At 71.9% G+C, this 12,912-nt stretch carries 11 protein-coding genes; 3 read left to right on the forward strand and 8 right to left on the reverse strand.

Annotated elements, in window-relative coordinates:
* From ACWEOZ_RS17210 to ACWEOZ_RS17225, 4 genes are read right to left on the reverse strand one after another with little or no spacing between them, the layout of a single operon-like run.
* Window positions 1–1,872 carry a hydantoinase B/oxoprolinase family protein gene (locus tag ACWEOZ_RS17210; RefSeq protein WP_451911666.1) on the reverse strand — a complete coding sequence of 624 codons (1,872 nt, stop codon included), beginning with the start codon at window positions 1,870–1,872 and terminating at the stop codon, window positions 1–3.
* 1 nt (window position 1,873) lies between these two features.
* Window positions 1,874–3,940, reverse strand: coding sequence for a hydantoinase/oxoprolinase family protein (locus ACWEOZ_RS17215; RefSeq protein ID WP_451911667.1), 2,067 nt, complete (start codon window positions 3,938–3,940; stop codon window positions 1,874–1,876).
* An 11-nt stretch (window positions 3,941–3,951) separates the two neighbouring features.
* On the reverse strand, window positions 3,952–5,145 hold the full coding sequence (locus tag ACWEOZ_RS17220) for a CaiB/BaiF CoA transferase family protein (RefSeq protein ID WP_451911668.1): 1,194 nt from the start codon (window positions 5,143–5,145) through the stop codon (window positions 3,952–3,954).
* Window positions 5,142–5,786 (reverse strand): GntR family transcriptional regulator, encoded by a 645-nt coding sequence (locus tag ACWEOZ_RS17225; protein WP_360553442.1) that lies wholly within the window; start codon window positions 5,784–5,786, stop codon window positions 5,142–5,144. Before ACWEOZ_RS17225 ends, ACWEOZ_RS17220 begins: the two co-directional genes overlap by 4 nt.
* Before the next feature lie 93 nt (window positions 5,787–5,879).
* On the opposite strand from ACWEOZ_RS17225, the gene ACWEOZ_RS17230 reads away from it, so the two are divergent.
* Window positions 5,880–6,785, forward strand: coding sequence for a hydroxymethylglutaryl-CoA lyase (locus ACWEOZ_RS17230; protein ID WP_451911669.1), 906 nt, complete (start codon window positions 5,880–5,882; stop codon window positions 6,783–6,785).
* Window positions 6,786–6,801: 16 nt separating this feature from the next.
* Here ACWEOZ_RS17230 and ACWEOZ_RS17235 read toward each other — a convergent pair whose 3' ends face one another.
* From ACWEOZ_RS17235 to ACWEOZ_RS17245, 3 genes are all read right to left on the reverse strand, one after another.
* Window positions 6,802–7,167, reverse strand: coding sequence for a hypothetical protein (locus ACWEOZ_RS17235; RefSeq protein ID WP_451911670.1), 366 nt, complete (start codon window positions 7,165–7,167; stop codon window positions 6,802–6,804).
* 58 nt (window positions 7,168–7,225) lie between these two features.
* On the reverse strand, window positions 7,226–8,284 hold the full coding sequence (locus ACWEOZ_RS17240; RefSeq protein WP_451911671.1) for a pectinesterase family protein: 1,059 nt from the start codon (window positions 8,282–8,284) through the stop codon (window positions 7,226–7,228).
* Between the two features lie 147 nt (window positions 8,285–8,431).
* A complete protein-coding gene (locus tag ACWEOZ_RS17245) occupies window positions 8,432–9,589 on the reverse strand; it encodes an FG-GAP repeat domain-containing protein (protein WP_451911672.1) in 1,158 nt (385 codons plus the stop codon).
* Window positions 9,590–9,773: 184 nt separating this feature from the next.
* On the opposite strand from ACWEOZ_RS17245, the gene ACWEOZ_RS17250 reads away from it, so the two are divergent.
* Window positions 9,774–11,378: an alpha/beta hydrolase gene (locus ACWEOZ_RS17250; protein WP_451911673.1), complete on the forward strand. Its 1,605-nt coding sequence runs from the start codon at window positions 9,774–9,776 to the stop codon at window positions 11,376–11,378.
* A 49-nt stretch (window positions 11,379–11,427) separates the two neighbouring features.
* On the opposite strand, the gene ACWEOZ_RS17255 is transcribed toward ACWEOZ_RS17250, so the two are convergent.
* Window positions 11,428–11,976, reverse strand: a complete 549-nt coding sequence (locus ACWEOZ_RS17255; protein WP_451911674.1) for an RICIN domain-containing protein — start codon at window positions 11,974–11,976, stop codon at window positions 11,428–11,430.
* Between the two features lie 227 nt (window positions 11,977–12,203).
* Between ACWEOZ_RS17255 and ACWEOZ_RS17260 the strand changes: the two genes are divergently transcribed.
* A complete protein-coding gene (locus tag ACWEOZ_RS17260; protein WP_451911675.1) occupies window positions 12,204–12,905 on the forward strand; it encodes a TetR/AcrR family transcriptional regulator in 702 nt (233 codons plus the stop codon).
* Window positions 12,906–12,912 lie beyond the last annotated feature (7 nt).

The raw sequence follows: 12,912 nt of genomic DNA on the forward strand, positions 1-12,912 counted from the left end.
TCAGGCCCACACGGGACGGGTCGGCGCGGGCAGGCCGGTCTCCTCCTGGCACCGGGCCAGGATCTCGTCCAGGCCGGGGCCCATGTCGAACACCGGCAGCTCGCGCGGGCGCTCGGCGCGCAGCCGGATCCGCAGGGCCTCGGTGGCCGGCCCGTCCGGCGTACCGGTGTCGTCGACGACCACGCCGTAGCGCCGCGCCCCCTCGCTCGTGACCAGGCCGCGGCGGACCTCGAGGGCGACCAGGTCCGCGTCGCGGGCCAGCGGGTCGCCCCAGCCGCCGCCACCCCAGGTGACGAAGTGCAGGACGTCGCCGGGTCCGACCGGCACGTCGTGACACTTGCTGGGCAGGATCTCCCGGGTGCCGCCGGCCCGGTCGATCCACTTGCGGCCGCGGGCGCCCGGCTCGCCGCCGTTGACGCCCCACGGGTACATGAGCCAGCGGTCGTCGTGGATGGCGATGGTCCCGGGCTCCAGGAAGTGGTACGCGACGTCGACGCCGTTGCCGCCGCGGTGCAGCCCCGCGCCGCCGGTGTCGGCGATGGTCTCCCACTTCTCGATCCGCAGCGGGTAGTACGACTCCAGGAACTCGCACGGGATGTTGACGAAGCTGGGCCACAGCGAGTGCCCGTCCGGGCCGTCACCCAGCGGGCGGCCGGGGATCCCGCCGAAGCCGATCGAGTACAGCTGGAACCACTCCCCCTTGCGGTCGCCGCCGGAGTAGTTCCCGGAGTACATGAAGTGCGGCGACGACGAGAAGCCGGCCGCGTTGAGCAGCGCCGGGTTGGTCTGCCCGAGCAGGCCGCCGAACAGGTCGAAGACCCGGCCGATGCCGTGGTTGCGGGCGTTGAGCGCGGCCGGGTGCTTCGGCTTCCAGTACGAGCCGTCCGGGATGGTCACGTCGACCAGCGGGTAGAAGCCGTCGTTCCAGAGGATCTGCGGATCGGCCACGGTGATCATGTAGATGCCGAAGAACATCCGGGCCAGGTTCTCGTTCAGGTAGTAGTTGATCGGGCCCCGGGCCTGCGGCGACGAGCCCGTGAAGTCCAGGTGCACCTTGTCGCCGGTGCGGGTCAGCGACAGCTTCAGCTCGTACGGGCCGTAGCCCACGCCGTCGTCGCAGATGTAGTCGGTGAACGACAGCGTCCGGCCCTCCTCGAAGACGAGGTGCAGCAGGGCTTTCATCGCGTCGTGGTTGCGCTGGAGCAGGGCGTCCAGCGCCGACAGGTACGTGTCCACCCCGAACCGGGCGCACATCTCCTGCACCCGGCGCGCGGCCGTGCGGCAGGCGGCGACCAGCCCGTTGAGGTCGGCCCGGTTCCAGTCCGGCACCCGGACCTGGTTGAGGATGATCCGCAGCGCGTCCTCGTTGACCCGGCCGGCGTCGTACAGCTTGAACGGCGGGATCACCACGCCTTCCTCGTAGATGGTCCGGGCGTCGGTGGGCATGGACGACGGGGTCTTGCCGCCGACATCCGACATGTGCCCGAACATCGAGGCCCAGCCGACCACCCGGCCCGAGACGAAGATCGGCAGCACCACCAGCCAGTCGTTGGCGTGGCTGATCGCGGCGCCGCACGCGTACGGGTCGGAGGTGAGCAGGATGTCGCCCTCGCCGATGTCACCGTCGAAGCCGGCCAGGAAGTCCGGGATGGACAGGCCGAACTGGCCCACCACCATCTTCCCGGCCGGGTCGGCGATCAGCGGGAATTCGTCGTGCTGCTCCCGGATGCCGGGCGAGAGCGCGGTGCGGAACAGCACCTCGTCCATCTCGTACCGGGCGTTGCGCAGCCCGTTCTCGACCAGGTCGAGGGTGACCGGGTCGACCTCGACCCGCGGGACCGCGGTGCTGTTCGGTTCGACGATGCGCGCCATCTCAGGCCTCCGTAACGCTGGGACGGATGAGCAGACTGCCGGCGGCGTCGGCGGTGGCGGTGTGCCCGGGAAGCACGAGGGTGGTGGAGTCCATCTCGACCACGATCGCCGGGCCGGGGACCACGTCGCCGGCCCGCAGTTTGAGCCGGTCGTAGAGCCCGGCGTCGACGTACGCGCCGTCGACGTAGATCCGGGTGTCGCCGCTGCGGGCGGCCGAGACGTCCCCGTCGCCGGGCTCGAGCCGGATCGGGGCCACCCGCGGCCGCGGGCCGGTGACGGTGGCGCGCGCGTTCACCAGCTCGTGCCCGGCGGGCAGGGTGAAGGAGAAGAGCCGCTCGTGCTCGGCGTCGAAGCGCCGGGCCAGCTGCTCGGCACCGTCGGCCGCGGCCAGCAGGTCCGCGTCGAAGGTGACCGCCAGCTCGTTGCCCTGCCCGACGAAGCGCAGATCGGCCGAGTACGTCGTGGTGTGCCCGGCCACCGGGACGCCCTGCTCGGCCAGCCGCTGCGAGGCGGCCGCGGCCAGCTCACCGAAGACGGTCCGCAGCTCGGCGGCGTCCAGCTCGTCGAGCTTGCGCAGCACCGTACGGGCCGATTCGTCGCGCGCGGAGGTGGTGGCGTCGCCGAGCGCGCACAGCACGCCGGGTGACGGCGGCACGATCACCGGCCAGGCCCCGGTGAGCCGGCCCAGGGCGTTGGCGTGCAGCGGCCCGGCCCCGCCGAAGGCGACCAGGGCGAAGTCGCGCGGGTCGAAGCCCTGCTGCACGCTGACCAGGCGCAGGCCGCCGAGCATGTTCTCGTTGACGATGTCGATGATCCCGGCCGCCGCGGCCTCGGCGCTGGCCAGCCCCATCGCGTCGGCGACGGTCTGCACCGCCGCGCGGGCGGCCTGACGGTCCAGGGTGATCTCGCCGCCGGCCAGCGAGGCGGGCAGGTAGCCGAGCACCACGTTGGCGTCGGTCACCGTGGGCTCGGTGCCGCCCTTGCCGTACGCGGCCGGGCCCGGCTCGGCCCCGGCGGACTGCGGACCCACCCGCAGCGCCCTGGTGAGCTGCGGGACGTGGGCGATCGAGCCACCGCCCGCACCGACCGTGCGCACGTCGACGGCGGAGGCCCGTACCGTCAGGTCACCGACCTTGGTCTCGCGGCCGATCCGGGCCGTGCCGCCGCGCACCAGCGCCACGTCGGTCGAGGTGCCGCCCATGTCGAAGGTGATCAGCTCGGTGTGCCCGGACTGCTCGGCCACCCAGACCGCGCCGGTGACCCCGCCCGCCGGGCCGGAGAGCAGCATGGTCACCGGCGCCGAGATGGCCGCGCCGGCCGACGACAGGCCACCGTCGCTGCGCAGGATCGACAGCTCCCCGGGTACGCCCTGCCCGGCCAGCTGCGCGGACAGGTTGGCGACGTACCGGGCGACCTGGGGCTGCACGTAGCCGTTGGCCACGGTGGTCAGGGCGCGCTCGTACTCGCGCATCTCCGGCAGGACCACGCTGGACAGCGAGACCTCGATGCCGGGCAGCTCCTCGGCGGCGAGCTCGGCGATGCGCCGCTCGTGCCGGTCGTCGGCGAAGGCGTTGATGAGCGACACCGCCAGCGCCTCGACCCCGTTGGCCCGCAGGGCCCGCAGTGCCTGCCGGACCGCCTCCTCGTCGAGCTCCTGCACCACGGTGCCGTCGCTGCCGATCCGCTCGGGCGCCTCCACGGTGTTCTCCAGCGCGGCCAGGGGTTCCGGCTTGGGCCAGATGATCCACCCGGCCAGCCCGCCGGGCACGAAGGACCGGGCGATCTGCAGCACCTGCCGGAAGCCCCGGGTCGTCACCAGCCCGACCGTGGCACCCTTGCCCTCCAGGATCGCGTTGGTCGCGACGGTGGTGCCGTGCAGCACGTGCGCGATGTCGCCGCGGGCGACCCCGGCCTCCGCGCACACCTTGTCGATGCCGTGCAGCACCCCGATCGACTGGTCGCTCGGCGTCGAGGCGGTCTTGGCCCGCCAGGTCGACCCGGACTCCTCGTCGACCAGCAGTACGTCGGTGAAGGTTCCGCCCACATCCACGCCGAGTCGATATGACATGCCGCTCTCCCTCAGATGATTCCGGCTGTGCGCAGGCGTACCTGCTCCTCGTCGTCCAGTCCGATCAGTCCGCCGTAGATCTCGTCGTTGTGCTCCCCGAGGGCCGGCCCGGCGGTACGGACGGCACCGGGGGTCGCGGACAGCCGCGGGGTGGCGTTCTGCATGGGCAGTTCGCCGAAGTCGGGGTGCGGCACCCGGACGATGGCCTCCCGGGCCGCGAAGTGCGGGTCGGAGAACATGTCCTTGGCCCGGAAGATCCGGCCGGCCGGTACGCCGTTCGCGTGCAGGATCCCCAGCAGCTGCTCGGCGCCCAGGGTCGAGGTCCAGCGGGCGATGTGGTCGTCGAGCTCGGCCATCGCGGCGCCGCGGGCGGAGTGGGTGGCGTAGCGGGGGTCGCGGGCCAGCTCCGGCTCGCCCATCGCGGTGGCGAGCCGGCCGAAGACCGTGTCCTGGTTGGCGGCGATCAGGATCAGGTCGCCGTCACCGGTCGGGTAGACGTTGCTCGGCGAGACGTTGGGCAGCGTGGCTCCGGTGCGTTCACGCTGGTAGCCGGCGACCGACCATTCCGGCAGCAGCGACTCCATCATGGCCAGCACGGCCTCGTAGATGGCCGAGTCGACCACCTGGCCGCGGCCGGTACGGGTACGGCTGTGCACCGCGACCAGCGTGCCGAGGCAGGCGTAGACCGCGGCCAGGGAGTCGCCCAGCGAGATGCCGGCGCGCACCGGCGGGCCGCCGGGCTCGCCCATCACGTACCGGATGCCGCCCATCGCCTCGCCGATCGAGCCGAAGCCGGCCCGGCCGGCGTAGGGCCCGGTCTGGCCGTAGCCGGTCACCCGGGTGACGATCAGTCCGGGGTTGGTCCGCCACAGGGTCTCCGGGCTCATCCCCCAGCGCTCCAGCGTGCCGGGCCGGAAGTTCTCCACCACGATGTCGGCGGTGTCGATCAGCCGGCGGATCAGCGCCTGGCCCTCGGGCTCGCGCAGGTTGCAGGTGATCGACTTCTTGTTGCGGGCGACGACGGGCCACCACAGCGACTTGCCGTGCGGCTTCTCGCGTCCCCACTCGCGCATCGGATCGCCCTTGGCGGGATCCTCGACCTTGATCACCTCGGCGCCGAAGTCACCGAGCAGCTGCCCGCAGAACGGACCGGCCAGCAACTGACCGAACTCCACGACCCGCAGATCGTCCAGCGGAAGACTCATGAGCGCGGCACCCCGATCATCGTGGCGCGGGCGTTGTAGAGGTGGGCCCGCATGATCGCCTCGGCCCAGTCGCCGTCGCCGGCCCGCGCGGCCGCGACCATCTCGACATGGTGGTGCAGGCTGCGCAGCAGCGCCTCCGGCGTGTAGTCGTGGAAGTTCTGGTGCACGACGGCGGCGTGGGTCACCCCGCGCAGCGCGGCGGCCAGCGGTGCCGTGCCGGCGACCTCGATGAACAGGCCGTGGAAACGCCGGTTGGCCTCGACGATCGGGCCGAGATCCTGCCGCCGGCCGGGCTTTCCGGTGCGCAGCATGGACTCGGCCAGCTCCTGCAGCTCGTCCAGCTGCTCCGGGCCGAGCTTCGGGACGGCCAGGCGGACCGCGTACGGCTCCAGCCGCAACCGCAGCTCGAAGATCTCCCGCAGCTCGGCGGTGGACCAGGTCGCCACCCGGGCCCCGCGGTGGGGCTGCAGTTCGACCAGTCCCTCGGCGGCGAGCCGGGTCAGCGCCTCCCGGATCGGCGTGCGGCTCACCTGGAGCCGGGTGGCCAGCTCCGCCTCGCCGAGCCGGGCTCCGGACGCGATCACCCCGGAGAGGATCTCCTCTCGCAAGGACTGCGCCGCCTGTTCCGCTGCTGGTCGCACCGGGCCTCCCGTTCCGCTCGATTGCATGCAATCCTGGTCACCGGCACAGCGTTTCCGCAAGAGGGTGTCCATGATGAGGGCAGGTTGTATGCAATGAGCGTTTCGATCGTGGAGGTCTCCCCGCGCGACGGGCTGCAGAACGAGACGGTGCCGGTGCCCACCGCCGACAAGGTGGCGCTGATCGACACGCTGGTGGCCGGGGGCCTGCGCCGCATCGAATGCACGAGCTTCGTCAATCCCCGCCGGGTGCCGCAGCTGGCCGACGCCGAGGAGGTCGCCGCACGGCTGCCCCGCGGCACGGTGTCGTGGATCGGGCTGGTGCTCAACGAACGCGGCCTCGACCGGGCCGTCGCCGCCGGCATGGACGAGGTCAACGTGGTGGTGGTCGCCACGGACACGTTCAGCCGGCGCAACCAGGGCGTCGACACGGCGGGGGGCGTCGCCGCCTGGCAGCGGATCGCCGAGCAGGCCCGGACGGCCGGCCTGCGCACGACGATCACGATCGCGGCGGCGTTCGGCTGCCCGTTCTCCGGTGCGGTGTCCGTGGACCGGGTCCGCGGGGTCACCGCGGACTGCCTGGCCGCCGCGCGGCCCGACGAGCTCGCCTTCGCGGACACGATCGGGGTCGGAGTGCCGGCGCAGGTGCGGGCACTGGCCGGGGTGGCGGCGGCCGAGGCCTCCGGTGTGGCGCTGCGATGGCATTTCCACAACACCCGCAACACCGGCTACGCCAACGCGATCACGGCAGCCGACCTGGCCGGCGACCACCCGGTGGCGCTGGACAGCAGCGCCGGGGGCATCGGCGGATGCCCGTTCGCACCGGACGCCACCGGCAACATCGCGACGGAGGACCTGGTGTATCTGCTGGACCGGAGCGGCTACGACACCGGGGTGGACGTCCGGCCGCTGCTGCCGCTGGCGGCCCGGCTGGGTGGGCTGCTCGGCCACGAGGTCCCGGGCCAGCTGGCCCGGGCCGGCGTGTTCCCTCCTGAGGCGTGAGCGCGCCGGGGCGGGCTCACCCGGAGGGCCGGATGAGGTCGAACCGTTCGCGCAGGCGTGCGGGCAGTTCCCCGATCAGCCCGTGGCCCGGCCGGCGCGGCCCGGGCAGCCCCCACAGGAAGTCCGTGACCAGGACCTCGTCGATCCCCCGGTCGCCCCGGTCGAAGTGGGCGTCGAGGAACTCCAGCACACCGCGCCAGTCCAGGCCGGCGTCCTCGCCCTGCCGGTACGCGTCCACGATCTGGTCGGTGAGGCCCGCACCGATGCCGAAGACCACGTGCGGCAGCAGCTCGCCGAGGTCCCGCAGATGCTCGTCGTACCACGGCCGGAACGCCGGGAATCTCGTCACCAGGGCCTCGATGAACTCCTCGACCGCTGTCACAGCTGTCATCTCCCAGGTTTCGGCGCCGGCGTGATCGTCGCAGGCCCGCCGGTGCCGGTCAGCAGTGCGGGGACCAGCCGTCGGTGCCGGCGAGGAACGCCGTGATGGTGAGGCCGGCCGCCTCGGCCCGTGTCAGCTGCGGGCGGTCCGGCGTGACGAGCGCGCCCGGGCCGCGGTTGTGGTACTCGGCGAAGCGGGCGTCGCGCCACGGCCAGGTGCCGAAGTCGCTCCACGGGGTCGCGCCGATGTGCGCGCCCAGCCACGAGTCGCGGATGACGGTCTGGCCGATGGCGTTCGGGTCCTGGCTCGGGTGCCACGGCCGGCCCAGGTAGACGCTGGCCGGCGGGGCGTCGGAGGTGAACGCGCAGGCCGCGAAGAGCAGGCCGTACGGGTTGGCCACGCTGGTGCTCGGCGCGGTCACGTAGCCGTTGTTGGTGGCCGACCCACGGTCCAGCGAGTGGATCCGGCACCGGTCGAAGGCGGCCGTCCCTCGGCCGAAGATGAAGTCCACGTCGCCCTCGACGTAGCAGCGCCGCAGGTAGATCCGGGCGGGCACGTCGGCGGCCGGGCTGTTCAGGTAGAGCGTGTCCTGGTTGCCGAGGAAGCGGACGGTGTCGAACTCGAGGCGGTCGGCCCGGGTCAGCACGGCCACCGCCTGGCGTCCGGTGATCTCCGGGTGGGCGGCCTCGTCGAAGGAGTTCGAGAAGGTCAGGTTGCGGGCGGCGAAGCCGGCTCCGTCCACCGTGACGGAGGCGCTGCCCGAGGTGCCCCAGGTGCCACCCTCGGGGCGCGGCGTGCCGTTGGCCCGGTCGTCGGTGATCACCACCTGCTCCGGGTGCCGGCCGCGGCCGCGCAGCAGGATGTTCGGCCGGTCGGCGGGGATGATCACCTGGCCGTGGTAGGTGCCCGGGGCGACGTCGATGGTGAAGCGGGTCGCGTTGCCCGCCGGCACGGCGTCCACGGCCGCCTGGATCGTGGTGAAGTCACCGCTGCCGTCCGCGGCCACTGTGCTCCGCGGACCCGGGCGGGCCTGGGCAGGGTACGCACCGGCGGTGGAACCGGCGGCGATCGCCGCGCCGGAGGTGGCGGCGAGCCTGATCAGGGTGCGGCGATCCATGGGGACTCCTGGCGGGAGGAGCGCTCTAGGTAAGCGCTTTCCCGCCGACCGTAGAAGCCGCAGCCACGTCCGTCAATGCCTGGGACGGGCGAGAGCCGGACCAGGAGACTCCCGGCCCGGCCCCTGCCCGCTACCGGGTGGGACGGCTCACCACAGGATGCCCGGCTGCGGGATCTCCGCGCCGACGGCGAAGAAGTCGTGCCACTTCACGCCCGTACCGGTGAAGGTGCGGCCGGTGGAGCGGGCGACATAGACGTCGGCCGCCGGGCCCCGGGTGAAGGTCACGATGTCGTCGCGGCCGTCTCCGGTGAAGTCACCCGTACCGGGGATCTCGCTGCCGACGGCGAAGAAGTCGTGCCACTTCACGCCGGTGCCGACGAACGACGAGCCGCGGGAGAGCGCGACGTACACGTCGGCCGCCGCACCGCGGGTGAAGGTCACGATGTCGTCGCGGCCGTCGCGGTTGAAGTCGCCGACCGAGGGCAGCTCGGAGCCCACGGCGAAGAAGTCGTGCCACTTCCAGCCCGTACCGGAGAACGACGAGCCCGTCGACAACGCCACGTACACGTCAGCCGCCGCGCCCCGGGTGAACGTGACGATGTCGTCCTTGCCGTCACCATTGAAGTCGCCGACCGCCGGGATCTCGGAGCCGGCCGCGAAAAAGTCATGCCATTTCACGCCCGTACCCGAGAATGACGAGCCGGTCGACAATGCGACGTACACGTCAGCCGCCGCGCCCCGGGTGAACGTCGCGATGTCGTCCTTGCCGTCGCCGTTGAAGTCGCCGACCGCCGGAGTCTCCGAACCGGCCGCGAAAAAGTCATGCCATTTCACGCCCGTACCCGTGAACGACGAGCCGGTCGACAATGCGACGTACACATCCGCCGCCGCACCCCGGGTGAACGTCGCGATGTCGTCCTTGCCGTCACCGTTGAAATCGCCCACCAACGGCGTCTCGGTGCCCACCGCGAAGAAGTCGTGCCATTTCACACCCGTACCGGAGAAGGACGATCCCGTCGACAACGCCACGTAGACGTCGGCGGCCGGGCCGCGGGTGAAGGTGACGATGTCGTCGCGGCCGTCGCCGTTGAAATCGCCGGCCACGCCGCTGAAGCCGCCGCCGGCGGGCGGCGCCGCGGCCGCCGGAAAGGCCGGGATCTGCGCGGTCATGGTGATGGCGGTGACCGCTGCGAGCGCCAAAAGACGCCGGTTGATGTGCATGGTTCTCCCCGTTCTGACGGAACTGACTGGATGGGTGGTGCTGCCGCAGAAAAAACTAGCTTCAAAAGCGGCCCATGCCGCCATTCAGTCCGCTTCCCGTCCAGCTCGGGCAAAGGCCACGAACTGCCGTTCCGAGGTGTACGATTTCCGCCTTCGGTGTCTCGCGGCCCGGCCGGATCGGGCCTAGGCTCTCGTTCGCCCGGCTCATACGTGTCGATCGCGATCCGATCGCCACGCCCCGCCGGGCACGTCGGACGAGAGGCACGACATGAGAAGACTTCTGACGGCCGCTGTCGTCATCGGCCTGGCCGCCGGTGGCGCGGTGGCGTCGGCGCCCGCGCAGGCGACGCCCGCGCGCGGCGAAACCGGTTACACACCCGCGCCGATCGCGTGGGGCACGTGCGAAAGCCCCGGGCTGCAGCGCCGCGGCGCGCAGTGCGGCATGCTCACGGTGCCGCTGGACTACCGGCGCCCGCGCGGCACCAAGATCAAACTGGCCGTCTCCCGCATCCTGCACAAGTCACCGGCGGCGGACTACCAGGGCATCATGCTGACCAACCCGGGCGGTCCCGGCGGATCCGGGCTGACCCTGTCGGTGCTCGGCGAGTACGTGCCGGACAACGTGGGCAGCGACTACGACTGGATCGGGTTCGACCCGCGCGGTGTCGGCTCCAGCGAGCCGTCCCTGACCTGCGACGGCAACCTGACCACCCAGTACAACCGGCCGTACTACGTGCCGGTCACCCGGTCGCTGGAGAAGCAGTGGCTGGCCCGCTCGAAGCAGTACGCGCAGGCCTGCGCCAAGGCCGGCGGCGAGCTGCTCGACCACGTCAAGACCACGGACACGATCGCCGACATGGAGAGCATCCGTAAGGCGCTGGGCGCGAAGCAGCTCAACTTCTACGGCTTCTCGTACGGCACGTACCTCGGCCAGGTCTACAGCACTCTGCACCCGGAGCGGGTCCGCCGGATGGTCCTCGACGGCAACGTCGACCCGCGCGACGTCTGGTACAAGGCGAACCTGGCGCAGGACGTGGCGTTCGACAAGAACATCAACACGTACTTCGCCTGGGTCGCCAAGTACGACTCGGTCTACCACCTGGGCGCCACCGGCAACGCGGTGAGGAAGAAGTACTACGCGACGCTGCAGCAGCTGCGCAAGGCACCGGCCGGCGGCGTCATCGGCCCGGACGAGTGGACCGACATCTTCACCTCCGCGGCGTACTACATCTTCGACTGGACGACCATCGCCGAGGCGTTCGCGGCGTACGTCAACGACGGCGACTACGCCCCGGCCAAGGCGCTGTACGACGGTGGCTACCCGCAGGGGCCGGGCACCGACAACGGCTACGCGATGTACCTGGCCACCCAGTGCACCGACGTGAAGTGGCCGAAGAACTGGAACAAGTGGCAGCGCGACAACTGGCGGATCTACTCCCAGCACCCGTTCCTGACGTGGAGCAACGCCTGGTTCAACGCGCCCTGCGTGTTCTGGAAGGGTGACGTCGGCACGCCGGTGAACGTCAACGGCAAGAAGGCGCCGCCGATCCTGCTGATCAACGAGACGAACGACGCGGCGACGCCGTACGCGGGAGCACTCGAGGTCCGCAAGCGCTTCCCGCGGTCGGTGCTGATCGAGGGCGTCGGGGGCACCACGCACTCCGGCTCGCTCAACGGCATCGCGTGCACCGACAACGCGATCGCGGCGTACCTGTCCGACGGCACGCTGCCGGCCCGGGTGCGCGGCAACCGTTCCGACAAGCAGTGCGACCCGCTGCCGCAGCCGGACCCGACGGCCGCGGCGGCCAAGAGCGCGTCCGCTTCCGGCGGCGGCTCCAACCGCGTGCTGCCGGACCTGAGCGTCCTGCGCTGACGTGGTGCTGACGAAGGGGGCGCGGGCCGGTGTGGCCCGCGCCCCCTTCTCATGCCCGCTCCGTGCTGCCCAGCAGGCGCGCGTCCCAGCGCCGGGAGCGGGCGGGGCCACAGGTCGACAGCACCGCGGCGGCGTTCTCGGCCCGGCCGCCGCCGGCGACGGTCAAGCACCGGGCGCTGATGGCGCTGCGGATGTAGAAGCCCTTCCCCTTGGCGTCCCACAGGCGCCAGCTGCGGGCCAGGTCGTCGTCGCACCGGTGCTGCACCGCGCGGCCGTCGCCGCCGGCGGCACTCAGGCACCGGCCACTGCGGACGTTCTGCACCTGGAACAGGCCGGTCAGCGACACGAGCCGCATCCGCCACAGGTGCGCGCTCTCCTCGCGGCAGGCGCTCTGCACGACGGCGTCGTTCGCGGCCGGCGCGAGGCACTTCCCGCTGTGCACGTTGAACAGCTGGAAGCCGGTGAGGAACGGGATCGCGGGTGCCGCCTGGGCCGGGCTCGCCGGCGTCAGCGCCACGGCCGCCACGGTCCCGGCGGTCAGCGTCGCGGCAGCCAGCGCACGGGAACCGGCGGACAGAATACGGCGGCGAACAGACATGACGCACCTTTCATATAAGAATTCACCATTCATTCCACAGCCGACACGAAGGTATCCGGCGGACCCGTGCCGATCGGGGATATCCGCCCGAATCGCCCATCGCGTCGCGGCGTCCCACCACCGCCGCGCCGTCGTCTAGGCTGGCCGCAGCGGCGCCGCGACCATTCCGGCCCGCCGGCCGGCAGTCCCGCCCAGACGGCGCAGTCACACGGCGAAGGAAGGTGACGGTGTCCCAGACGGCGCAATCCGACGAGCGCATTCCGGGCTCGCGATCGGCCACCGAGCCGGACCGGCTGCTGCCGCGCGGACGCCACGATCTCACCCGGGAATTCGTCAGCCGCACCCAGCGCGACCGCCTCATCGACGCGATGGCCCGTACGGTGGCCGAGCGCGGCTACGCCAACGCGTCCCTGGGTGAGGTGTGCACCGCGGCCGGGGTCTCCACCCGCGCGTTCTACCAGCACTTCGCGGACAAGGAGGCGTGCTTCCTGGCCACCTTCGAGCGCGGGGTCACCCTGCTGCAGAAATCGGTCGCCGCCGCGTACGCCCGGCCGGCCCGCTGGCCGCAGCGGATGCACAGCGGTCTGGACACGCTGTTGCGGATCCTGGCGGCCGAGCCGGCCTTCGCCTCGCTCGCGGTGGTGGAGGTGCTCGCCGCCGGGCCACGGGCCCGGGCCTGCCGGCGGCAACTGCTGGACGCCTACGCCGTCTTCTTCACCGAGGCGCCGCGCCGGACCGGGTCGCCGCCGGTGCCGGGTGGCGTGATCGACGCGGTGATCGCCGGCGTCTACGGCGTCATCTACGACTTCGTGTCGACCGGGCGGGCGGCGGAGTTGCCGCAGCGCCTGGGCGACCTGACCTACCTGGTGCTCGTGCCGTTCCTGGGCCCGGCGGCCGCGGCTCGGGCGGCCGCCGGGAGCCCGGGATGAGCCGGTC

It is taken from the genome of Actinoplanes sp. NPDC004185, from assembly GCF_053603475.1.